Below are 21953 nucleotides of genomic sequence, written 5' to 3' on the forward strand. Positions count from 1 at the left end.
GCCTCGGGACCGGCTGGTTGCCGGTCCCCAAGGGGTAGCCCTACTCCGCCGCCTCGTAGCCGGCGATGCCCTTGATCTCGAGGAAATCCTCGAGGCCGTATTCGGCGTATTCGCGGCCGTTGCCGGATTGCTTGTAGCCGCCGAAGGGCAGGCCGGCGTCCCATTGGGGATAGTTGATGTAGACGTTGCCGGTGCGCATTCGGGCGGCGACTTCGCGGGCCTTCTCGATATTCTTGGCCTGGATGTAGGACGCCAGCCCATAGACGGTGTCGTTGGCGGTGCCGATCGCCTCTTCCACTGTGTCGTAAGGCATGATCGCCAGCACCGGTCCGAAGATTTCCTCGCGTGCGATGCGCATGTCGGGCGTGACATCGCCGAACACGGTCGGGCGGATATAGTAGCCGCGGTTGAGTTCGGCCGGACGGCCGGGGCCACCGGCAACGAGCGTCGCGCCTTCATCTATGCCGGCCTGGATCAGGTCCTGGATCTTGTCGAACTGGATCTGGCTGACCACCGGGCCGAGCTTGGTACCGGCCGCATCGGCCGGGCCGACGGTGAACTTTTCCGCCGTGGTCCTGGCATAGCCGGTGGCTTCGTCGTGGCGGTCGCGCGGCACGAACATGCGGGTCGGCGCATTGCAGGACTGGCCCGAGTTGCTGAAGCAGCCGGCGACGCCCTTGCTGACGGCCTTTTCCAGGTCGACATCGGGGAACAGGATGTTGGCCGACTTGCCGCCGAGCTCCTGATGCACGCGCTTGACGGTGTCGGCCGCCGCCTTGGCGACCAGGATGCCGGCGCGTGTCGAGCCGGTGAACGACATCATATCGATGTCAGGATGGCTGGACAGCGCCTGGCCGACGCCGGGGCCGTCGCCATTGACGAGGTTGAAGACGCCCTTGGGCACGCCGGCCTCGTCGATGATTTCGGCAAAGATGATGGCGTCGAGCGGGGCGATTTCGGACGGCTTCAGAACCATGGTGCAGCCGGCGGCAAGGGCGGGACCGACCTTGCAGGTAATCTGGTTCAGCGGCCAGTTCCACGGCGTGATCAGGCCGACGACGCCGACCGGCTCCTTGACGATCAGCGACGAGCCCTTGACGTGGCGGAATTCGAACGATTTCAGCACTTGCGCCATCTTCTGCAGATGCGCCAGGCCGACGCCGACCTGGCTGTCGAGCGCGAACTGGCGCGGCGCGCCCATTTCGCGCGACACGGCCAGCGCCAGATCGGCGCTGCGCTTCTTGTAGACCTCGATTATGCGGTTGAGGATATCGAGGCGCTCCTCGACCGAAGTGAAGCCGAATGTCTCGAAGGCGCGCTTGGCGGCCGCAACCGCCTTGTCGACATCGGCCGTTGAGCCGAGCGAAATCTGCGCGAAAGCATCTTCGTTTGACGGGTCGATGACGTCGAGTGTGCTGGGCACGACAGGATCGACCCACACGCCGTCAATATAGAACTGCAGATTGTGTGACATGGGCTTCTCCTCGGGGGATTTCTGAATTGATGGGGGGCGATCGCCAGATCGTCGTATCGGTTCAGGGATAACGATGGGGCAAGAGCGATGTCAAACGCAAGGGCGGGCGATTGAGCCGACGGCTACAGAAGCGTGTGCCCCGCCGCGACCAGAAGCCCCCTTGCCGCGCCTTCATCCTTGGCTTTGACGAGCAGATGGTCGCCATCGAAGGTGGATACCAGAAAAATGCCGAGTTCGTTTTCCGACAATGGTTTTATCACCGACAGCACGATGCCTGTTTCGTCGAAGGCAAAGGGACCTTGGAGTTTCAGGGCGACCCAGTCCCTGTCATGCTTCACCCCGTCCGGCACCCGATCCTGCAGGCAGACGACCGAAAGCTCGTCCTCTGTCCTGGTGATGCTGACGAAGCCCGGTCCTTCGGCCCAGCCGGGAATGCTCTCTTTTGCTTCGAGGCGCGAAACCGCATACCGCCCCGAGAGCGGCTTCAACCGGACCCTGACTGCCATCCGATCCTCCCTGTTATCGGCCATCACCCCAGTTTCTTGCTCATATAGACCGTCATGCCGTTGATGAACGGCTCCTCCCGGTCGATCGTATAGCCATGCCGTTTGTACAACAACACATTGGCCATGAAGGCGCCATTGGTCAGCAGGCGCAGCTCGAAGCAGCCGGCCTCCAGCGCATTCTGCTCCGCCCGTTCCAGCAACAGCCGGCCGATTCCCCTGCCCTGCGCCTGTGGCGCGACGCAGACATTCTCGATCCAGAGATGATCCTCGGCCAGCATGGTCTCGATCATGCCGACGATGCGGCCATTTTCGATGGCGAGATCGAACGGATGTTCGGCGACCGCCTTGTCATAGTCGGCGCGCATCGGCAGCGGCTCGCGGCCGATCAGAGGCACCCATTTGGCATAGGCGGCACGCACAATGTCCCGGATGGCAGCAGCGTCCGCCGGTTGGGCCGGCCGAAACAGGATGGAAGAATTGGACATGGCAAAGGCTCCAGACATGAAAACCCCGCCGGCAGACATCGCGGGCGGGGCTGGAACGAACGAACCGGAATTTTATTGGGCCGGTCCTTTTCGTCGCGCAAACAGCTTGCCGCGCTGCGTGGTGCAGGAACGGCGTCGCTTGGCGATGGCGAACGAGAAAACGAACATGACGCCACGCTGGAGCAGGAAGCGCGGCGCTGTCAAGATTTTGGCGTTGGCCCAGCCTCCGAGTTGACCCGCGCGGCTAGAGCGGGCGGCGCCGGCAAGGCCATAAGTGTACTGCCAGGCAACGCCAGTCTTCACCTTGCGCGGTGGTTGCTCGCCTAAACTGCTGCGCCGTCGAGTAGGGCTCTCGTACGCGTACAAAAAAACAGCAACAGCTAATATTGTTGGACATTCAACCTACCATTGGTTCAAATTTCTATTTGATCTAATCTTGGCATCATAATATAAGCGGAGAAGCACTGGACGGGCTGACGGGGGGGGGCGCCATGCATCGAGGGCTGGCAAAGCGTACAATCTCACGTTTGTTAGGCGCGATGACGGTCGTCTACGCGCTCGCGGGCACGACGTCAGCGCTCGGGCAGTCTTGTAGTCCCACACAGACAGCTCATGCTTTTAGCTTTACTGGCGCCGACCAGTCCATCTCGGTTCCTGGCAACACCCATTCCGCCACAGTATACCTCAAGGGAGCGCAAGGCGGGGTTGGCAAGAGCGGCGCCGGCACCATCGGGGGCAGCCCATTGAGCCCAGGCGGCGCCGGCGGGCTCGGCGGCCAGGTGAGCGGTTCCTTGACTGTCGCGCCGGGTGACATCCTTTCTGTCGGCGTTGGCGGCCGTGGCTCGCTCGCGGTCAATCCCGGTGGCGCGAGCGGTACTCCCGACGGCGGCAATGGTGGAGGGGCGACCGACCTGCGGCTGGGCGGAACCCGCCTGGCAATTGCTGGCGGCGGTGGCGGCGGTGGCAACGGGGGCTGGCACACTACAAATTCGATAGCTGGTGGCGCCGGTGGCAAGAGCGGGGGATCCGGCTCGGCAGGAACCGATGTTTCGGGCGGCCTTGGCCCCTTCGGCGGTGAAGGTGGCACTGTAGGTGCCGGTGGCGCGATCGGCGCTGGGTGCGATAGTTTTCCTGGCACGGCCGGTCAGGCAAATGGCCAAGGCGGAACTGCACGAAATTTCTCAGGGTCTTTCCTGGGCGCCGGATATGCTGGTGGTGGCGGTGGCGGGGCTACTGTCGGCGGCGGTGGTGGCGGCGCAGGCGTCGGCACGACCTCGTGCCAGCAGAACTGGAACGGCGCCGGCGGCGGCGGCGGCGGCGGATCATCGGATGCCGGCTCGCTGCAATCGGCTGCGGTGGCGGAAGGCGTCAATTCCGGCGATGGGTCCGCATTGATCTGTTTTGATGAGCCGCTCTATGTGATCAGCGGCACAGCGAGCGGTCAGACCGGGACGGTGAGTTTGAAATTGACATCAAGCTCGCCGGCAGGGACGCAAACCAGGGACGTGAATGTCGGCGATACCACCTTTGCCTTTGCGGATGGCCTGCTGACCGGCTCCAACTGGAGCGTTGAGGTTACTGCCAAGCCGGCCGACCAGACATGCACGGTCACGACGGCCTCGGGCACGGTGGCGGGAGCCGACGTGACCAATCTTGTCCTGTCCTGCACCACGGCGACGGTGGAGTTTTCGCCGGCAACATTGCCGAATGCACATATTGGCACGCCGTACAGCCAGACCATCACCGCAAGCAGCCCCAATGGCGGCGCCGCACCCTACACCTTCACCGTGGTTTCCGGCTCGGTGCCTCCCGGCCTCGCACTCTCGCCTGGGGGTACACTGGCTGGCACACCCACTGTCGCGGCCAATTACGATTTTACGGTGCGGGCCACGGACAGCAACGGCTTTACCGGCCAACGTGACTACACTGTGGTCGTCGAGATCCACTTGCCGTCGGCACAGGACCACACGCTGGACGTGATGGCCGGAACGACCGGGTCCCTCGACCTGACGCAAGGGGCTACGAATGGGCCGTTTACCAGCGCCACGATTGCCTCGCCGCCGCCGAGCGAAGCTGGCACGGCTTCCATTGTGCCCGATGGCGGCGCTTATATCCTGCAGTTTGCCGCGGCAGCCACCTTTGCCGGCACAACCAGCCTGACCTACACGCTCTCGAATGCCGACGGAACGTCACCTCCCGCAACCGTGACCATCAACGTCACGGCACGGCCCGACCCCTCCCGCGATCCGGAAGTGATCGGCCTGATTCGGGCACAGGTGGAGGCGGCAAAGCACTTCGCCGACATTCAGATCCAGGGATTTGGACAGAGGCTGGAACAGCTCCACAATGAGGGCGACCAGCGCCACAATTCGATAGGCCTCAGCGTTGCCGTCCAGCAATCGTCGGACAATCCCGACGCATACGCTCAGCAGCAGAATGCGGCGAACGATCCGGCGCTCGCCGCAATCGCCACGGCATCGTCGCAGTCCACTTACGGAGCGCCCAATCCGGAGCGCATTCAGCCCAACGCCAACGCAAAGCAGGACAGGACCTCGACCGGCGCGTCGCCGATCAAGACCGGACAGTCTTCAACTGGCACGGACGTGGACACCCAGACGTCGTCACTGCCGGCCGAGAACCCATTTGGCGAACTGGCCTTCTGGAGCGGCGGCTACGTCAATTTCGGCACCGATGACGATGGAGCCATCAAGCTCGACCATACGCTGGTCGGCGTGAGCGTCGGTGCCGACTACCGCTTTTCCCCGACCTTCACCGCCGGTCTCGGGTTTGGCTATGGCCATGACGTCACCGACGTCGGGAGCAACGGCACCGAAAGCCGCGCCCATACCATCTCGGTCGCCGCCTATAGCAGCTACCGCCCGGCGCCAGGTTTTTTTGTCGATGGCCTTGCCGGCTATGGCGCCCTCAATTTCGACAGTGAGCGCTATGTGACCGATACCGGCGATTTCGCGTCTGGAACGCGCGACGGAAGCCAGGTCTTCGGGTCGCTGACGGCGGGCTACGAATTTCGCCGGCCGGACTCTCTGATATCACCCTATGGACGTCTGTCGGGGTCCCACTCCACGCTTGACGGCTTCACCGAGACGGGTGGCGACATCTATAATCTGACCTTCGGCAAGCAGACCGTCGACACGCTGTCGGGCACCCTTGGCCTGCGCATCGAGAACAACATTCCTACCAGCTGGGGTCTGCTCACACCGCGCGCGCGCTTTGAGTATACGCACGACCTTGCCGGCTCCAGCCGCGTCAGCCTCGGCTATGCCGATATCGGCACCACGCCCTACGCGCTGGACGCAGATGCCTTTTCCAACGACTATTTGTCAATCGGGCTCGGCGTCGATGCGCAAATCGGCGGTATTGCCTTCGGGCTGAACTACAGCACCGCGGTCGGCAGCAACGGCGACAGCCAGGACCATACGATCGCCGCGCGAATTGGGATGAAATACTAGGGCATGATCCCAAAAAGTGGGGTTAGATCGTGATGGGATTCATCATGATCTAGGGCGGCTCCAGGTTTCGCCCGGCCGCTCTTTCTCATTCTGACCTCGGCCGCCCCTAAACGTTCACAAAAATCGATCATTTCAACAAAAACAATTCGTTGGAAAGATCGATTCTGGAATGACATTCTCCTGAGGTACTTGCGTGGAGAATTGCATTGTCTTCCGCCGCCCAGCTAGCGAACGATATTCCGATCAGCATGATTTCCGCCGATCTGGCCGTGGGCCGGAAGCGGCTCGATTCCGTGTGGAATGGCGTCATCCCCGGGATCGTGCTGGTGGCGATGATCACGGGGGTGGCCTTCTCGGCCCATAATGTCTCCGGCTTCGCGCTGTTCAGCCCGATGATCCTCGCCGTCGTCGCCGGCATGATCTATTCCAACGTGCTCGGCACGCCCGCCCACGCCAAGGCCGGCATTGCCTTCTCGCAGAAGCGCCTGCTGCGCTTTGCCATCGTGCTGCTCGGCTTTCAGCTGACGCTCGGCCAGGTCGTCTCCATCGGCGACGGCGGCGTCGGCATCGTGGCGCTGACCCTTGGAGCGACCTTCGTCTTCACCATTACGCTTGGCCGGCTGATCGGCGTCGACGCCAAGCTGGCGCAACTGATTGCCGCCGGCACTTCGATCTGCGGCGCTTCGGCGATCGTCGCCACCAACATCGTCACCGATGCGCGCGACGAGGACGTCACTTATGCCGTCGCCTCGATCACGCTGTTCGGCACCGTCGCCATGCTCGGCTTTCCGCTGCTGGCGCCGGTGCTCGGCCTCGACCAGCACGCATTCGGCCTGTGGGCCGGCGCCTCGATCCACGAGGTGGCACAGGTCATCGGCGCCGGCTTCCAGAACGGCGCCCAGTCCGGCGAGATCGCCACCGTCGCCAAGCTGACCCGCGTCGCCCTGCTGGCGCCGATGGTCATCGCGCTCGGCCTGATGGCGCGCCGCAAGAGCAATGGCGATCGCCCAAGCGACCAATCCGGTGCGCGGCCGCCGATGCCGTGGTTCGTCGCCGCTTTCATCGCCGTCGTGGCGCTGAACAGCCTGGTTGCCGTGCCGGCCGAAGTGAAGTCGGCCATGGCGTTCGCCACCACCATCATGCTGACCATGGGGCTCGCCGCCATGGGTCTGCAGGCCAACATTTCGCAACTGCACTCGCGCGGCCTTCGCCCGCTGGCGCTCGCCTTCTGCGCCTTCCTGTTCATCGGCGGCTTCAGTCTGATGCTGGTGAAGTTCGCTTAGTCCTCGAACGAACTCGCCGCGACATAGATCGCGGCAAGCGCCTCGATGCCGGCCTGGTCGTCCTTGTCGAAGCGGCTGGGCGTCGGGCTGTCGAGGTCGATCAGGCCGAAGACGCCGTCACTGTCCCTCAGCAGCACGACGAGTTCCGAGCGCGAGTCGGCGTCGCAGGCGATGTGGCCGGCAAACTCGTGCACATCCTTGACCAGCATCGACATTTCGAGATCGATCGCGGTGCCGCACACGCCCTTGCCGACGGCGATGCGCACGCAGGCCGGCTTGCCCTGGAACGGTCCAAGCACCAGCTCCTCGTCGGACGCCAGGAAATAGAAGCCGGCCCAGTTGAGATCGGGCACCATCTGGAAGATCAGCGCCGATGTGTTGGCGGCGTTGGCGACGGAGTCGCTCTCGCCTTCCAGCAGCGCCTTCAACTGGGTGGCCAGTTCGCGGTAGAAGGCTGGCTTGTTGGTGCTGTCGATGCTCTGGGCCGCAAACATGGCGTCGTCTCCATTGCCGGCGGACCAAAAAGCCCGCTACATTTCCTGTCTGCCACCAATGACGCTCCCGGGAAATACACAATTGTGAATACCGACCGTGCCAGCCAAACACACGACCGGGCGCAACCCGCAGCGAGCGAAGGTCCCCTCACCTTCGCCGTGCTGGTCTTTCCCGGCTTTCCGATGATGGCGTTCAGTTCGGTGATCGAGCCATTGCGCGCCGCCAACGTGCTGGCCAAGCGCGAGTGCTATCGCTGGGTGATCGTCGGCGCCGACCAGGGCACGGTCGAGGCATCCAATGGGGTTGTCATACAACCGGGATTCTCAGCGTTCGGCGCGCCGAAGGTCGATCGCATCGTCGTCTGCTCGGGCGGCAATGCGGACCTGCTTGTCGCCGACGATGCGGTTGCCTGGATCCGCAGGAGCCTGCGCGCCGGCGCTCACATAGGCGCGGTGGCCGACGCCGCCTTCTTCCTTGCCAGGGCCGGCCTGCTCGACGGCCATGCCTGCACCTTGCACTGGACCAGCCAGGCGGCATTCACCGAGGCCTTCCCGGATATCGAGCTCCGGCGCGATCTCTACGTCATCGACCGCAAGCGCTTCACCTCGGCCGGTGGCGTCGGCAGCCTCGACATGATGCTGGAGATCATCACCAACGATTATGGCGGCGAGCTCGCGGCGGGCGTTGCCGAATGGTTCGTGCACAGCCCCTTGCGTTCGAGCGTCGACCGCAAGCTGATGCCGCTCAGGCTGCGCACCGGCGTCCAGAACGAACTGGTGCTGTCGGCCATCGCCATCATGGAGGATGCGGTGGAAGAGCGGCTCGGCATGACGGAGCTGGCGGCAAGGCTCGGTGTCTCCTCCGACAAGCTGGAGCGCAATTTCCGCGCCCAGCTCAGCATTTCGCCCAATGGATATTACCGGCGGCTCCGGCTGCGGCGCGCCGCCGACCTGTTGGCCCATTCGACGCTGATGGTGCGAGACGTGGCGCTGGCCTGCGGCTTCGCGTCCATGTCAAGTTTTGCCCGAGCGTTTCGCGAGGAGCATGGGCACGCGCCGAAGGCGATGCGGCGGCATTAGAGGGCGCTGCGCGCTAACGCGGTGAGATGCTGGCGGGACAGCGCCCCCCTCTGTCCTGCCGGACATCTCCCCCACACGGGGGGAGATCAGATGTCGCCTCGGCTTTCGCCAATCACCATCGTTGCAGGGCGAGCGGGACGCGAAAGCTGCTAATCTCCCTCCTTGTGGGGGAGATGTCCGGCAGGACAGAGGGGGGCGCGAAGGATCGCAACATTGCCCTTTGTATCCATGCCCTCTTGCGGCATTTCGCACGACATCTGCGGATTCTCGCACAGACATTCTGCAGTTCGTAGCTATGTTCAGGCCTTCAGGAGGCGCACCATGAGCATCGTCGTTTTCGACCCGGACAGCACCGAGGATGTGGATTTCAAGGACCGCATGCGCCACCCGGTCGCGGCCGACTCCGCCGGCGGCATGTGGCTGTCGGATACCGAGCCGTCCTTCATCGATGCCGACGCCTTGCGCAAAGGGCGGCTGGCGAAACTGCGCGGCTGGATGCGCGAGGCGGGCTATGGCGGCGTCGTTTTGTTCGACCCCTACAACCAGCGCTACGCCACCGGCTCGCGCAACATGTTCGGCTATTTCCTGCGCAACTCGACGCGGTATTTCTTCATCCCCACCGACGGGCCGATCGTGCTGTTCGAGTACCCGCAGAGCTACCATGTCTCGATGGTGCTCGACACGATCGACGAGGCGCGCCCGTCCAAGCTGGTATGGTCTTCGGTGTCGGGCCGCGACGACGAAACCGCCGGCCCCTTCGCCGACGAGATCGCCGAGCTTTTGAAGAAACATGGCGGCGGCTCGATGAAGCTCGGGCTCGACCGCTGCAGCCATTTGCAGGCGCTGGCGCTGGAAAAGCGCGGCTGCGACGTCAGGGATTGTCAGGGCGAGATCCTGGCGGTGCGCGCGGTGAAAACACCCGAGGAAGTCAAATGCCTGCAGGTATCGATGGCTGGCGCGGAAGCCGCTGTTTATGCCGTGCGCGAGGCGATCAAGCCCGGCGTCTCCGAAAACGAGCTGTTCGCCATCATGTATGGCGAGGTGATCCGCCAGGGCGGCGAGTTTATCGAGACGCGGTTGCTCACCTCGGGACAGCGCACCAATCCGTGGTTCAACGAGGCCAGCGGCCGCAAGATCCGGCCGGGCGAGCTTCTGGCGCTCGATACCGACACGATCGGCTGCTATGGCTATTATTCCGATTTTTCGCGCACCTTCCGCTGCGGGCCTGGCAAGCCGACCGACTATCAGAAATCGCTCTACCGCATGGCGCACGACCAGGTTCAGCACAACATTTCGATTGTCAAACCTGGCATGGCGTTTCGCGAGATCGCCGAAAGAGCGTGGAAAATCCCGGACCGTTTCGTCGACCAGCGCTATACCTCGGTGATGCATGGCGTCGGCATGCATGGCGAGACGCCGTTCATCGCGCATGCCATGGACTATGAGACCTATGGCCGCGACGGTGTTGTCGTGCCCGGCATGGTGGTGAGCGTGGAAAGCTATATCGGCGAGAAAGGTGGCCGCGAGGGCGTCAAGCTGGAGGACGAAATCCTGATCACCGACACCGGCACCGAGCTTCTGTCGCGCTTTCCCTACGAGGATGAGTTTCTGGAGAAACAGGTTTGATGGTCGTTTCGCATCCCTTGGCAACCAGCGCGAACGCCAATCCCGTCGTCATCCTAGGGCGAAGCAAGGAGCGCAGCGACGCGGCGCAGACCCTAGGATCCATGCCGGGACTCATCCGCGCCGCAACGGTGCAAGTTCTGCTCCGCCGCACCCCACGGCCAACCTCACGGAATGGATCCTCGGGTCTTCGCGACGGAGCTTCGCTCCTGCTTCGCCCGTGGATGACGAAGGTGGGGAGGCACCCGCTAATCGCCACCGTTTGCGTCGACACGACCCGAGCGGCGTTGGCGACGACAGGCATAGGCCCATCCGCATGAAAAGCCCCATCTCGATCAAACGCGGCGCGGTCGCCGCGGCGTTCATCGACCTCCAGGAAGAGCATCGGCAGGACAAGCGCTATCTGGTCGAAGGTTATGGCGAGGTGCTGGCCAACGTCCAGCGCCTGCAGGCGGCGGCGCGGCGCAACTTCGTGCCGCTTTGCCACTGGGCCTATATCGTCGATGCCGCCAAGGCGCATCCCTTCCATCCGCTCGACGCCGACGGCAAGTCCGCCTTTTCCGACAAGAGCGATCCTCTGACGGAAATCTGCCCGGAAGTGGCGCCCGCGGCCGGCGAGACGATGCTGGTCAAGACGCAGGCCAGCGCCTTCGGCGCCGGGCCTGCCGCAACCGAACTCAAGGCGCGCGGCATCGAATGGCTGATCGTCGCCGGCGTCTGGACCGAGGCCTGCATCGACGCCACCGTGAAGGACGCGGTGGCATCCGGCTTTCGCGTGCTTCTGGTCAAGGATGCCTGCGGCAGCGGCAGTGCCGCCATGCACCAGACCGCCATCCTCAACCTTGCCAACCGGCTCTATGGCGGCGCCGTCACCAACACGATAGACGCGTGCCGGCTGATGGCGGGCGACACCATCGATGCATGGCAGGTCGAAGGCTCGGTACCGCTGCGCTTCACGTTTGAAAACGCCGAACGGCTCTACGGCGAGCTCTGAGAGATGGGCACGGTCCACAAGCTCAAGACCGCCAGGCGGGGGAAATACGCCACCCTGCTCGATCCGGCGCTGTGGGAGTATATCGACCTGGTCAATGACTGGTTCCCGCCAGAAATCGCCGAACTTCCGATCGCCGAGCAAAGGTCGGTCTATGATGCGATGTGCCGCGCCTTCCATCAGGGTTATCCCAAAGGGGTTTCGGCCAGCGGCGGCATCATCGCCGCCGATGCAGGGCACGCCATCCCGATCCGCTACTATCGGATGGCGGGCAAGCCCGTGCGCGCCGTCATCCTCTACTATCATGGCGGCGGCTTTGTGCTTGGCGGGCTCGACAGCCATGACGACATCTGCGCCGAGATCTGCGCCGGCACCGGTTTCGACGTTGTCTCGGCCGACTACCGGTTGGCGCCGGAACATCCCCACCCGGCCGCCTTCGACGACGCGCTGACCGTGTTCGAATGGGCGGCGGTGACAACGGACCTGCCGATCGTGCTCGTCGGCGAAAGCGCCGGCGGCAACCTTGCCGCCGCGGTCGCGCACGCGTCTCGCCGCCACCTGCGCCGGGCGGCCGGCCAGGTGCTGATCTATCCCGGCCTCGGCGGCGACGAGAGTGCCGGCTCCTATGTCGAACATGCCGAGGCACCGTTGCTGACGCTGCGCGACATCGCGTTCTACCGCACCATTCGCGCTGCCCCGGCACAGTCGCCCGACGACCCGACTTTTTCTCCGCTGAAAGACAACGACTTCTCCGGCCTGCCGCCGACTGTCATCATCACGGCCCAGTGCGATCCGCTGTCGTCGGACGGCGAGACCTATCGCGACCGCGTCGTTGCCGCCGGCGGCCGCGCCTGGTGGTATGAGGAGCCGCGGCTGGTGCACAGTTTTCTGCGCGCCCGCAAAAGTGTTCCGCGCGCCGGCGAGGCGTTCGTGTGCACGCTTGCGGCCATCGCCGCCGTCGCCGTGCTCGGCAAGAACGACTGGCCATATTGAGGCGGCGAAGCGCTGATCTCCCCCTCATGGGCAGGCAATCGCATATGAGATTTTTGCGAAGAGGACCCCCACCCTAGCCCTCCCCACAAGGGGGAGGGAACGCTGCCGCCCGCCATATTGCGGCGCTCAACGTGGCCAATCTGCCGAGTTCAGCGCTGCCGAGTCTCCCTCCCCCTTGTGGGGAGGGATTAAGGGTGGGGGTATTCGTGGAGCGCAAAGCGCCGAAATCCATATGCGATTGCCGCGCCCACAAGGGGGAGATTGTCTGCACTCCCACTGCGGAGTGGCGCACAAGAATTGCGGAAAAGAGAACATTTCCCGGGGTCGGCCCGCTTTATCATCACCTGCTCAGGCAACGGCGCCCGATGATCGCATCCGCCCCAGCGGAGGCGGACCGTCGGGGCGCCCAACAAAAGAGGGAACGACGATGAAATTCATGCTGACCGACCGCAATTTGCACCCGCAGGCCAAACCCGTCGCCCAAGATTTCACAAAGGGCGGCGTCAACCGGCGCGAATATCTCGCCATCATGGCCGGCTTCGGCGTCAGCGCGGCCGGAGCACTGGCATTGGGCGGCCTCAGCGCGTCGCCCGCCCGGGCAGAGGAGCCGAAGCGCGGCGGCACCTTGCGCGTCGCCATGAACGTCAAGGGTTTCAAGGATCCGCGCACCTTCGACGGTGTCGAGATGTCCAATGTGGCGCGCCACTGCAACGAATATCTGGTGCGCTGGAACCGCGACTTCACCTTCGAGCCGTGGCTGCTCGAAAGCTGGGAAACCAGCGACGACGCCAAGACGCTGACGCTGCATGTGCGCAAGGGCATCGCCTGGTCGAATGGCGACACCTTGAACGCCGACGACGTCATCCACAATCTCACCCGCTGGTGCGATGCCTCCGTCGCCGGCAATTCGGTCGCCGCGCGCATGGGCGCGCTGGTCAATGCCGACACCAAGAAGCCGGTCGATGGCGGCATCGAGAAGGTCGACGACTTCACCGTAAAGCTCAATCTGCCGAAACCCGACATTTCGCTGATCGCCGGCATGGCCGACTATCCCGCGCTGATCATGCACCGCTCCTATGAGGGCGGCGACGACCCGATGAAGGCGCTGGCGATCACCACCGGCCCCTGCGAACTGGTCAGCTGGAATGCCGAGACCAGTGCGGAGGTGAAGCGCAAGGACAAGCCCTGGTGGAAGGGCGACTTCTACCTCGACGGCATCAAATGGGTCGATTACGGCTCCGACCCCAACGCGATGCTGTCGGCGTTCGAATCCGGCGAGATCGACACCGACCACGAGACCGCCTCCGACGCCGTGTCGCAGACCGAGCAGATGGGCTTGCTGAATTCCGAGATCGCCACCGGATCGACCATCGTTGCCCGTTTCAATGTCGGCAACGCGCCCTATGACGACGTCAAGGTGCGCCGCGCCGCCCAGCTTGCCGTCGACAATTCCGCCGTGCTGGCGCTGGGCCTCGGCGGTCGCGGCAAGCCCGCCGACAACCACCATGTCGGTCCGATGCATCCTGAGTTTGCCGATATCGGTCCGGCCAAGCGAGATATGGATCAGGCGAAGAAACTGCTCGCCGAGGCCGGCAAGACGGACCACGAATTCGAGTTGATCTCGGTCGACGTCGAATGGCAAAAGAGCACCGGCGATGCGATCGCCGCGCAGATGCGCGAGGCCGGCCTGAAGATGAAGCGCACCGTGCTGCCGGCGGCGACCTTCTGGAACGACTGGAGCAAATACCCCTTCTCCACCACCGAATGGCTGGGCCGCCCGCTCGGCGTCCAGGTGCTGGCGCTCGCCTATAAATCGGGCGCTGCCTGGAACGAAAGCGCTTACGCCAACAAAGAGTTCGACGAACTCCTCGACAAGGCGCTGGCAACGCCGGATGCTGCCCAGCGCAAGGAGATCATGGCCAGGATCGAACAGAATCTGCGCGATGCCGGCATCATCATCCAGCCCTACTGGCGCTCGGTCTACCGCACCTATCGCAAAGGCGTGCAAGGCTGCGAACAGCACCAGTCGCTGGAACAGCATTTTGAGAAGGTGTGGCTGGAGGGGTGATCGTTCGGGGACGCCGCATACCGGCTGGCACCTGAGCGGTATGTCGCTCAGGTAGATACCTGCAGCGCACTCCGAGCATTTACGACGGTGTCTGTCTTGACGCGGCGATCGTGGATCGGTCTGGTGTGTCGACGAGGCGCCGCTGTGGGCTCCCGTCATTCCGGAGAATACACATGCGCGCCCGTTGGGCTTTCATTCTTGCACCCATTATTCCGGCGATCCTGCCCGGCTACAATTGGCATGCGAACCACCCTGAGACGGGGCCGTTGTCGGGCTTCATCTTCGTAACCCTTGTTTTCTATGTTGTGGAGGCGGTGGTAGGAATTCCGGCCTTCTATGTCCTCACCCGACGGCGCTGGCAGTTTTTTTGGGTATACGTCGTCGTTGGCTTTCTGGCAGTTTTTGTTCCAGCGTTTGTCTTCGGGGCCTCATTAAGTGGAGTCCTCCATTGGGAATCGGCGGAGTTCTCTATGCATGCTCCTTCATAGGGATACTCGGTGGCGCTACAGGGCTGATCTTCTGGCTTTTGGTGCGCCCAGACAAGGAGCCTGTCGAACAGATTGCTTCGCACTTTACCTAGGTCAGCACCCCAAGATTGAGTTCAAGGCCTGATACACTTTGGCCGCGATATTTTGCACGAGAACGCATGGACCACTTCGACCTTGGCACCTATCGCCGTCCAATCTCCACCGCCTCGGCCGAGACGCAGCGCTGGTTCGATATCGCGCTGAACTGGTGCTACGGCTTCAACCATGAGGAAGGCATAAAGTGCTTCGAGAAGGCGCTGGAGACAGATCCTGATTGCGCCTTCGTGCATTGGGGCATCGCCTATGCCGCCGGGCCTTTTTACAACCTCACCTGGAACGAGCACCGCAAGGACGAGGCAGACCGTGCGGCCAAACGCTGCTTCGACCATGTCCAGCTCGCGCGGGATGTGGCGATCACCTCGTCGTGCCTGTGTCGGACGAGCGCGGAGGCGGGGCCAAGCTGTTGTCACTGAAATCCCCGCCGCCCGACCAGCCGAGTCGGCTTCGCCTTCTAAGAGAAAATCTCCGCCAGTTCGTCTACGCTGGTGCCTTCCCTAACCTGGCGCAGTTCAACATAGGCGACCGCAATGGCCATCGATGCCACCGTGGACACGACCGTCGCGATAAGGACGCTTCCGATAGCGCCGAAAATCAGGGCGACCGTCGAGAGGCCGCTGAAGAAAGCGACAATCAGGCCGATCAGCAAGGCAAACATCATCTGGAAGGCAAGCGCCGCCAAAAACAGGATCAGAAAGACACCGAACATCGGCCAGCGGCTGCCCTTTGTCAGAGCACGGCTGCGCGACATCGCGCCAAACATGCCAAGCCGCTCCTGCATCAGCACCGGCACGGAAACCGATATGCCGAGCAGCCACCTGATGCCGGCAACGAGCAACACCACGAAGGCAATGATCGCTCCGAAGATCGGCACCAACATTCCGGCGATGCCCATCACGATGAGGCCAAGGATCATGGCCAAAAAGACAATCAGCCCCACCCCCAGCGTCGGGAATATGCTGCGCAAGGCTATCTGGATGCAGTCGCCGATCGCCGGGCGCTTGCCGTTCAGGTCCTCTATCGTCGCTTGCACCAGCGAGGACTGGAACAACAGCGCGCAAACGAAATAGATCAGGCTTAAAACGAGCGATAAGAACGAGCTGCTCATAATGACCCACTTCGCGCCGAGCGGAGGTGTGGCGATGTAGCCGTTGGGGCCGCCATTCCAGTGGTTCCACAGATTGAGCGCAACTGCTGGGAGGACCAGGAAAAGCGCCGCCAAAGCAATCATCAGACCGGGATTGCGGTCGATCACGGCGAAGGTGTTGTTGAAAACCCTGCCGATCTGGAACTTCTCAAGCCGCGCCGACGCCGTCGATGCCACGATTACCCCTTCCGGCCCGAGCTAGATACCGGCCAATCGCGCCAACATGACTGGCTGTTCTCGGGCCAAAACCTTCGTTACGAGAATATCTGCGCCAGTTCGTCGACGCTGGTGCCTTCCTTGACCTGGCGCAGCTCGACATAGGTGACGGCAATCGCCACCGAAATCACCGCCGAAACGATTGTCGACAGCAGGCTGCTTCCGATGGCGGCGGCAATGAGTCCGGTCGTGCTGATCCCGCCGCTCGCAATAGCAGCCTGAAACAGCAAGGTGAAAACCACTTGTAGCCCTATCGCAACAATGCCGAGGACCAGAAACAGCGCGAATATCCGCCAGCGGCTTCCCTTCGTCAGCGCCCTGCTTCGCGAAATCGAGGCGAAGACGCCAGGCCTTTCCTGAACTGCGACGGGCACAGCCACCGATATGCTGATCAGCCACATGGCTATGGGGATGAGCGACAGAAGTGCAATCACACCGCCGACGATGGGGATGGCCATGGTGATGACCGTTAATATCATCGCCACCAGAAACATTGCCACGATGATCACAATACCAATTCCGAGCGTGGGGAGGAAGCTGCGCAAGGCTACCTGAATGCAATCGCCAATCGACGGGCGCTTGCCGTTCAAATCTTCGATTGTCGCTCGTACCAGCGCCGCCTGCGCCAGAAAGGCCAAGATCAGGAGCACCAGGCCGGCAATCATCGAAACGGCACCATAGCCCGCCATCGCCGATTGCTCGAAGCTCGCCCCAGGTACTGCTATCTTTGCAATCTGTCTAAAGCTCCAGATGTTGTACAGCAGCGCAGGCAGCGTCGAAAAAAGGCCGACGATGGCGGCAAGTGGGACGAAGCTTCGTCCGATTACCGAAAACGTATTGCTGAAAGCCCTGCCGATGCTGAACCGTTCCGGCCGCTCGCTCGCGATTGACGTCATGTTACATTCCCCCCGACTAATGGATACCCGAAATCAGAAAGTATAAATCACCGATATTGATACTTGCGGTTGCCGCCGCTTGCAATTGCCTTGGCGTATTGCCAGTGTCGGCCCGCGAACCGCAGGTTGCATGGGGGCGAAAAGGTGACTGCTGCACAGCCGGACGCTGCGCAAGCCGAATGGCTGGCCAAACTGCACAAGCAGTTGCTGTCAGACGATTCGATCCAGTTCGACCTGCCGGCCTACAGACCACCCGAGACACCCGAGTGGCTGAGACCGCTGGGCGAGTTCCTGAAATCGCTCGGCCCGTACATGATCTACCTGTTCTGGGGCGCGGTGATCACAGGTGCCGCGATCATTCTGCTGCTGATTGTCCTTGAAGTGAAAGGCGTCGCCTGGCGCCTGCCCTGGTGGCGCAAAAAGAGCGTGACCGAGGCGGAAGCGACATGGCACCCCGACGTTGGCGCCGCGCAGGTCCTGCTGTCGGAAGCCGATGCGCTCGCCGCCCGGGGCGAGTATGACGAGGCGGTGCATCTCCTGCTGCGCCGCAGCGTTGCCGACATTGCCGGCCGCCTGCCCGACTTCCTGCGCCCGTCGCTGACCGCGCGCGATATCGCGGGAGCGGCGTCGCTGCCAACGCGGGCGCGTGGCGCCTTTACCCAGATCGCGCGCATCGTCGAGGCCGCTCTGTTCGCGCGCCGGCCGGTCGGGCCCGAGGGCTGGCAGGAGGCGCGCAGCGCCTATGAGCGATTCGTCTTCAGGGATGCCTGGACGTGAGCGACGCGACAGCCGACATCGCCCAGCAGGAACCGTTCAGCCGAAGGACGCTGTTCTGGGGCATTTTCGCCAGCCTGCTCGCGGCAGCGGGCTTCTTCCTTTTGTCCACCTATGCGCCCGACTTTCGCCAGCCGAGCGTCGGTGGCGCAACCCCACTGTCGAAGAGCGGCATCGGCTATGCCGGCTTGGCGGAATGGCTGAAGCTGACCGGCGAGCCGCCGGATATGGCGCGGTCCGACAGCGATCTTGAGATCGACACGGCGCTGCTGATCGTCACCATTTCGCCTGACAGCGACCCAGATGCGCTCGCCAACATCATCAAGCTTCGCAAGGGCATGCATACGCTGTTCGTGCTGCCCAAATGGGCGACCTTGCCGCTGTTCCAGCACGAGGGCTGGGAGATGAAGATCCAGCGACTGCCGGATGTGGTGGTCAACGACTGGCTCGGCCGCATCGCCAAGGCCAAGCTCGGCGAAGGTGAGACCACGGTCAAGCAACTCGACGTCTCAGGGCAAATGGTCAGCGTTCCCGACCAGTTGCAATGGGTGGCCGACGAACACCCGCTGATTGCCGCCGGCAACGGCAAGGCCGTGCTGACCGAGGTCGAAGACGAGCGGTTCTACATTCTGACGGACCCCGATCTCATCAATAACGCCGGCTTGAAAGATCCCGACAAGGCGGCGGCGGCGCTCAAGCTGATCGAGCTCCTGCAGCCCGAAGAGGGTGCTGTCATGTTCGACCTGACGCTGCATGGCGTCGGGCGAAAATACGATCTCGCCAAGCTTCTGGTCGAGCCGCCCTTCCTGGCGCTGACGCTGACCATCCTGGCGGCGGCGGCACTTGCCTTCCTGCATGGCCTTGGCCGGTTCGGGCCGCCACGGGCCGATCAGCGCGCCATCGCCTTCGGCAAACGCGCGCTGGTCGACACCACGGCGATGCTGTTGCGCCGCGCAGGCCGGCTGGAGGAACTGGGCGACCGCTATGGAACCCTGGCGCGGGTGCGCGCCGGCGCGCTGCTCGGCGCGCCGCACGGTTTGCAGGGCGAAGCGCTCGACCGCTGGCTCGATTCCCGCGATAAGGACGAAGCCGGCGGGTTCACGACCCGCCTGCAAGCTGCGAACGCGGCAAAGACCCTGACACAAATGCATGATGCAGCCGAAAAGCTGCACGACTGGACGGCAAGGAGGCTCGGTGAACGTCGATGATGTGAAGGCCCTGGCGACACAGATCAGGGAAGAGGTGGCCAAGGCCATCACCGGGCAACACGATACGGTCGATCTGATGCTCACGGCATTGTTCGCCGGCGGGCATATATTGCTCGAAGGACCGCCGGGCACGGCCAAGACGATGACGGCGCGCTGCTTTGCCCAGGCGCTGGGCGTCGCCTATGGCCGCATCCAGTTCACACCCGACCTGATGCCCGGCGATATCGTCGGTTCCAACATCTACAATTTCCAGACCGGGCAATTCACGCTGACGCGCGGCCCGATCTTCTGCGATCTGCTGCTCGCCGACGAAATCAACCGAACGCCGCCCAAGACCCAGGCTGCCCTTTTGGAGGCGATGCAGGAGCATGCCGTCACCTTCGACGGCACCACTCATGCGCTCGGCCCGAACTTCATGGTGGTGGCGACGCAGAACCCTATCGAACACCAGGGCGTCTATCCCCTGCCCGAAGCCCAGCTCGACCGTTTCCTGTTCAAGCACCGGGTGAGCTACCCCGGCGCGCAAGAGGAAAAGGCGATCATCATCCACCATGGCGGCGGCACCGCCTCGCACGACATCAAGCAATACGGCATCACCGCCCAGGCCGACCGCAAGACGCTGGAAAAGGCGTTGGCGACCGTCGGCGAGGTTACGCTGGTCGACGACGTCGTGGACTATATCGCAAGGCTGGTGCGGGCCACGCGCGAAAGCCCCGACCTCGAGGTCGGCGCCAGCCCGCGCGCGGGCGCCATGCTGGCGAGAGCTGCACGGGCTCGGGCAGCGCTCGACGGGCGTGCCTATGTCATCCCCGACGACGTCAAGGCGCTTGCCGTGCCGGCGCTGCGCCATCGCGTTATCCTGTCGCCGGCGGCGCAGATCGACGGCCGCCTGGTCGAACAGATCGTGACCGACCTTGTAGACCAGACGGAAGCGCCACGTTGATTTATCCGAGCGGCCGGGCAGTCTGGGCAGGTGCGGCCGGTGCAATACCGGCCTTCCTGATCGCGCTCGCGCTGCCGTCGATGTGGTATCTCGGCCTGTTGTGGATCTGCGCGCTGCTTGCTTTCCTGGCCGTGGACGCGGCCGCCGGGCGCGGACGGGCTTCTCTGAACGCCAGCATCCACGCCCCGCCGCAGGTCAGCGTCGGCGGCCAGTTCACCGTCAATGTCACCGCCAGGCTCGGCGGACGGCCGCGCGCCGTGCAGGCGCGTCTTGGCCATGACGAGCGGCTGCAACCGCTGGGCGGCACCGGCGGCGCATCGACCGCCGAGGCCGGCAGCGCATCGCTCGATCTCAGATTTCAGGCGCTGCGGCGCGGCATTGCCAGGTTCGATCGCCTGTGGGTGCGCTGGCGCGGGCCGTTCGGGCTGGTCTGGAACCAGGTGGTGCTGCCGATGGACGGCAAGGTGGTGGTGCTGCCCAACGTCAGCAGCGCCCGCGACGAGGCGATCACGCTTCTGCAGCGCCAGGCGCTGCCCGACGGACATGCGCAGCGCCGCGCCGGCCAAGGCCGCGAATTCGAGGCGCTCAAGGACTACCAGCCCGGCATGGGCCGGCGCATGATCGACTGGAAGCGCAGCGCCCGCCACGGCAGGCTTCTGGCGCGCGAATTCCGCATCGAGGAGAACAACAACATCGTGCTGGCCATCGATAGCGGCCGGCTGATGTGCGAGCCCGTCGGCGGCGTGCCGAAGGTCGACCGCGCCGTCACCGCAGCCTTGCTGTCGGCGTTCATTGCGCTGAAGGGCGGCGACATGGTCTCCCTGTTCGGCTTCGACGCGAGGCCGCGCGTTTCCAGCGGCGCCGTGCGCGGCTCCGCCAGCTTCGCCATGATCCAGAAGCGGGCCGCGGAAATCGACTATTCCACCGAAGAGACCAATTTCACTTTGGCGCTGACGACGCTGGCGGCGCGGCTCGACCGGCGTTCGCTGGTGATCATCTTCACCGACTTCGTCGATCCGATTAGCGCCGAACTGATGCTGCGCACGGTCGGCCGGCTCACCGAACGGCATCTGGTGCTGTTCATGATGATGAAGGATGTCGAACTGGAGACACTGGCCGACATGCCGCCGGACGCACCGGAGGATGTGGCGCGCTCGGTTGTCGCCGGCGGGCTGCTGCGCGAAAGGCAGGTCGTCATCGGCAGGCTCAGGCTGCTCGGCGCGCATGTCATCGAAGCCGACCATCAGAGGCTCGGGCCGGCACTGGTCGAGCGCTATCTCGAACTCAAGCGAGAGGATCTGTTGTGAACGCGCTGGTCGGCAAGGATGCGGTGCGCCAGTCGCTGGCGAGCTTCCGTTCGGAGCGCGAGGCCGACTGGAAGGCGTTCGAGGCGCTGCTTGCCCGGGTCGAGAAACGTGCGCCGCGCACGCTGTCGGAAGACGAGCTTTTGTCGCTGCCGCTGCTCTACCGCTCGGCGCTGTCCTCGCTTTCGGTGGCGCGGGCGACGTCGCTCGACAATGCGCTGGTCAGCTATCTCGAAGCGCTGTGCCTGCGCGGCTACTTCTACCTCTATGGCGCGCGTCGCGGCTTGCGGCAGCGCATCGGCGATTTCTTTCTGCATGACTGGCCGCATGCCATTCGCGATTTGTGGCGCGAGACCTTGCTGTCGGTCGTCCTGACCTTTGTCGGCGCCGGCGCCGGCTACTGGCTGGTGGCGA

At 63.5% G+C, this 21953-nt stretch carries 21 protein-coding genes; 15 read left to right on the plus strand and 6 right to left on the minus strand.

Annotated features, from left to right (window positions below; all coding sequences use genetic code 11):
- Nucleotides 1-40: 40 nt before the first annotated feature.
- The 3 genes from ACYG9R_RS29700 to ACYG9R_RS29710 form a co-directional block, all read right to left on the minus strand.
- The gene (locus ACYG9R_RS29700; protein ID WP_023824578.1) at nucleotides 41-1474 is read right to left on the minus strand and encodes an aldehyde dehydrogenase family protein; all 1434 of its coding nucleotides are present in this window, start codon (nucleotides 1472-1474) and stop codon (nucleotides 41-43) included.
- A gap of 122 nt (nucleotides 1475-1596) precedes the next feature.
- Complete coding sequence (locus tag ACYG9R_RS29705; RefSeq protein ID WP_023824577.1) at nucleotides 1597-1980, minus strand: ACT domain-containing protein; 384 nt, start codon at nucleotides 1978-1980, stop codon at nucleotides 1597-1599.
- A 23-nt stretch (nucleotides 1981-2003) separates the two neighbouring features.
- Nucleotides 2004-2465 (minus strand): GNAT family N-acetyltransferase, encoded by a 462-nt coding sequence (locus tag ACYG9R_RS29710; RefSeq protein WP_023824576.1) that lies wholly within the window; start codon nucleotides 2463-2465, stop codon nucleotides 2004-2006.
- On the opposite strand from ACYG9R_RS29710, the gene ACYG9R_RS29715 reads away from it, so the two are divergent.
- From ACYG9R_RS29715 to ACYG9R_RS29725, 3 genes are all read left to right on the plus strand, one after another.
- A complete protein-coding gene (locus ACYG9R_RS29715; RefSeq protein WP_155923299.1) occupies nucleotides 2464-2700 on the plus strand; it encodes a hypothetical protein in 237 nt (78 codons plus the stop codon). The two genes, ACYG9R_RS29710 and ACYG9R_RS29715, sit on opposite strands and share 2 nt — an antisense overlap.
- A 304-nt stretch (nucleotides 2701-3004) precedes the next feature.
- On the plus strand, nucleotides 3005-5935 hold the full coding sequence (locus ACYG9R_RS29720) for an autotransporter domain-containing protein (RefSeq protein WP_460221871.1): 2931 nt from the start codon (nucleotides 3005-3007) through the stop codon (nucleotides 5933-5935).
- A gap of 248 nt (nucleotides 5936-6183) precedes the next feature.
- Nucleotides 6184-7218 carry a YeiH family protein gene (locus ACYG9R_RS29725; protein WP_460221883.1) on the plus strand — a complete coding sequence of 345 codons (1035 nt, stop codon included), beginning with the start codon at nucleotides 6184-6186 and terminating at the stop codon, nucleotides 7216-7218.
- On the opposite strand, the gene ACYG9R_RS29730 is transcribed toward ACYG9R_RS29725, so the two are convergent.
- The gene (locus ACYG9R_RS29730) at nucleotides 7215-7712 is read right to left on the minus strand and encodes a GAF domain-containing protein (RefSeq protein ID WP_023824573.1); all 498 of its coding nucleotides are present in this window, start codon (nucleotides 7710-7712) and stop codon (nucleotides 7215-7217) included. The two genes, ACYG9R_RS29725 and ACYG9R_RS29730, sit on opposite strands and share 4 nt — an antisense overlap.
- A gap of 183 nt (nucleotides 7713-7895) precedes the next feature.
- On the opposite strand from ACYG9R_RS29730, the gene ACYG9R_RS29735 reads away from it, so the two are divergent.
- From ACYG9R_RS29735 to ACYG9R_RS29765, 7 genes are all read left to right on the plus strand, one after another.
- Nucleotides 7896-8792: a GlxA family transcriptional regulator gene (locus ACYG9R_RS29735; protein ID WP_460221884.1), complete on the plus strand. Its 897-nt coding sequence runs from the start codon at nucleotides 7896-7898 to the stop codon at nucleotides 8790-8792.
- A 321-nt stretch (nucleotides 8793-9113) separates the two neighbouring features.
- Nucleotides 9114-10418, plus strand: coding sequence for a M24 family metallopeptidase (locus ACYG9R_RS29740; protein WP_023705794.1), 1305 nt, complete (start codon nucleotides 9114-9116; stop codon nucleotides 10416-10418).
- Nucleotides 10419-10731: 313 nt separating this feature from the next.
- Nucleotides 10732-11409: an isochorismatase family protein gene (locus ACYG9R_RS29745; protein ID WP_023824570.1), complete on the plus strand. Its 678-nt coding sequence runs from the start codon at nucleotides 10732-10734 to the stop codon at nucleotides 11407-11409.
- A 3-nt stretch (nucleotides 11410-11412) separates the two neighbouring features.
- Complete coding sequence (locus ACYG9R_RS29750) at nucleotides 11413-12399, plus strand: alpha/beta hydrolase (RefSeq protein ID WP_031199618.1); 987 nt, start codon at nucleotides 11413-11415, stop codon at nucleotides 12397-12399.
- Nucleotides 12400-12826: 427 nt separating this feature from the next.
- Complete coding sequence (locus tag ACYG9R_RS29755; RefSeq protein WP_023824568.1) at nucleotides 12827-14467, plus strand: ABC transporter substrate-binding protein; 1641 nt, start codon at nucleotides 12827-12829, stop codon at nucleotides 14465-14467.
- Nucleotides 14468-14640: 173 nt separating this feature from the next.
- On the plus strand, nucleotides 14641-14955 hold the full coding sequence (locus ACYG9R_RS29760) for a hypothetical protein (RefSeq protein WP_023824567.1): 315 nt from the start codon (nucleotides 14641-14643) through the stop codon (nucleotides 14953-14955).
- 158 nt (nucleotides 14956-15113) lie between these two features.
- Nucleotides 15114-15467 carry a hypothetical protein gene (locus tag ACYG9R_RS29765; RefSeq protein WP_023824566.1) on the plus strand — a complete coding sequence of 118 codons (354 nt, stop codon included), beginning with the start codon at nucleotides 15114-15116 and terminating at the stop codon, nucleotides 15465-15467.
- Between the two features lie 38 nt (nucleotides 15468-15505).
- Here ACYG9R_RS29765 and ACYG9R_RS29770 read toward each other — a convergent pair whose 3' ends face one another.
- Both ACYG9R_RS29770 and ACYG9R_RS29775 read right to left on the minus strand, forming a co-directional pair.
- A complete protein-coding gene (locus ACYG9R_RS29770; protein ID WP_031199617.1) occupies nucleotides 15506-16375 on the minus strand; it encodes a hypothetical protein in 870 nt (289 codons plus the stop codon).
- Between the two features lie 77 nt (nucleotides 16376-16452).
- Nucleotides 16453-17310, minus strand: a complete 858-nt coding sequence (locus ACYG9R_RS29775; protein ID WP_023824564.1) for a hypothetical protein — start codon at nucleotides 17308-17310, stop codon at nucleotides 16453-16455.
- A gap of 144 nt (nucleotides 17311-17454) precedes the next feature.
- On the opposite strand from ACYG9R_RS29775, the gene ACYG9R_RS29780 reads away from it, so the two are divergent.
- The 5 genes from ACYG9R_RS29780 to ACYG9R_RS29800 form a co-directional block, all read left to right on the plus strand.
- Nucleotides 17455-18087 (plus strand): DUF4129 domain-containing protein, encoded by a 633-nt coding sequence (locus tag ACYG9R_RS29780; protein WP_023824563.1) that lies wholly within the window; start codon nucleotides 17455-17457, stop codon nucleotides 18085-18087.
- Complete coding sequence (locus ACYG9R_RS29785) at nucleotides 18084-19292, plus strand: hypothetical protein (RefSeq protein WP_023824562.1); 1209 nt, start codon at nucleotides 18084-18086, stop codon at nucleotides 19290-19292. The genes ACYG9R_RS29780 and ACYG9R_RS29785 overlap by 4 nt, the downstream gene beginning before the upstream one ends.
- Complete coding sequence (locus ACYG9R_RS29790) at nucleotides 19279-20235, plus strand: AAA family ATPase (protein WP_023705787.1); 957 nt, start codon at nucleotides 19279-19281, stop codon at nucleotides 20233-20235. Before ACYG9R_RS29785 ends, ACYG9R_RS29790 begins: the two co-directional genes overlap by 14 nt.
- The gene (locus ACYG9R_RS29795) at nucleotides 20232-21542 is read left to right on the plus strand and encodes a DUF58 domain-containing protein (protein ID WP_023824561.1); all 1311 of its coding nucleotides are present in this window, start codon (nucleotides 20232-20234) and stop codon (nucleotides 21540-21542) included. The genes ACYG9R_RS29790 and ACYG9R_RS29795 overlap by 4 nt, the downstream gene beginning before the upstream one ends.
- The coding region (locus ACYG9R_RS29800; protein ID WP_460221872.1) for a stage II sporulation protein M at nucleotides 21539-21953 on the plus strand (415 nt) is incomplete at its 3' end. The genes ACYG9R_RS29795 and ACYG9R_RS29800, both read left to right, overlap by 4 nt.

Source organism: Mesorhizobium sp. RSR565B, from assembly GCF_054719465.1.

What these genes read in the sequence shown, in the direction of transcription:
- ACYG9R_RS29775 (WP_023824564.1), bottom strand. Translation starts at nt 17,310, where the DNA reads ATGACGTCAATCGCGAGCGAGCGGCCGGAACGGTTCAGCATCGGCAGG.
- ACYG9R_RS29715 (WP_155923299.1), top strand. Translation starts at nt 2,464, where the DNA reads ATGGCAAAGGCTCCAGACATGAAAACCCCGCCGGCAGACATCGCGGGC.
- ACYG9R_RS29755 (WP_023824568.1), top strand. Translation starts at nt 12,827, where the DNA reads ATGAAATTCATGCTGACCGACCGCAATTTGCACCCGCAGGCCAAACCC.
- ACYG9R_RS29705 (WP_023824577.1), bottom strand. Translation starts at nt 1,980, where the DNA reads ATGGCAGTCAGGGTCCGGTTGAAGCCGCTCTCGGGGCGGTATGCGGTT.
- ACYG9R_RS29760 (WP_023824567.1), top strand. Translation starts at nt 14,641, where the DNA reads ATGCGCGCCCGTTGGGCTTTCATTCTTGCACCCATTATTCCGGCGATC.
- ACYG9R_RS29720 (WP_460221871.1), top strand. Translation starts at nt 3,005, where the DNA reads ATGACGGTCGTCTACGCGCTCGCGGGCACGACGTCAGCGCTCGGGCAG.
- ACYG9R_RS29730 (WP_023824573.1), bottom strand. Translation starts at nt 7,712, where the DNA reads ATGTTTGCGGCCCAGAGCATCGACAGCACCAACAAGCCAGCCTTCTAC.
- ACYG9R_RS29700 (WP_023824578.1), bottom strand. Translation starts at nt 1,474, where the DNA reads ATGTCACACAATCTGCAGTTCTATATTGACGGCGTGTGGGTCGATCCT.
- ACYG9R_RS29710 (WP_023824576.1), bottom strand. Translation starts at nt 2,465, where the DNA reads ATGTCCAATTCTTCCATCCTGTTTCGGCCGGCCCAACCGGCGGACGCT.
- ACYG9R_RS29725 (WP_460221883.1), top strand. Translation starts at nt 6,184, where the DNA reads ATGATTTCCGCCGATCTGGCCGTGGGCCGGAAGCGGCTCGATTCCGTG.
- ACYG9R_RS29735 (WP_460221884.1), top strand. Translation starts at nt 7,896, where the DNA reads ATGATGGCGTTCAGTTCGGTGATCGAGCCATTGCGCGCCGCCAACGTG.
- ACYG9R_RS29740 (WP_023705794.1), top strand. Translation starts at nt 9,114, where the DNA reads ATGAGCATCGTCGTTTTCGACCCGGACAGCACCGAGGATGTGGATTTC.
- ACYG9R_RS29750 (WP_031199618.1), top strand. Translation starts at nt 11,413, where the DNA reads ATGGGCACGGTCCACAAGCTCAAGACCGCCAGGCGGGGGAAATACGCC.
- ACYG9R_RS29745 (WP_023824570.1), top strand. Translation starts at nt 10,732, where the DNA reads ATGAAAAGCCCCATCTCGATCAAACGCGGCGCGGTCGCCGCGGCGTTC.
- ACYG9R_RS29765 (WP_023824566.1), top strand. Translation starts at nt 15,114, where the DNA reads ATGGACCACTTCGACCTTGGCACCTATCGCCGTCCAATCTCCACCGCC.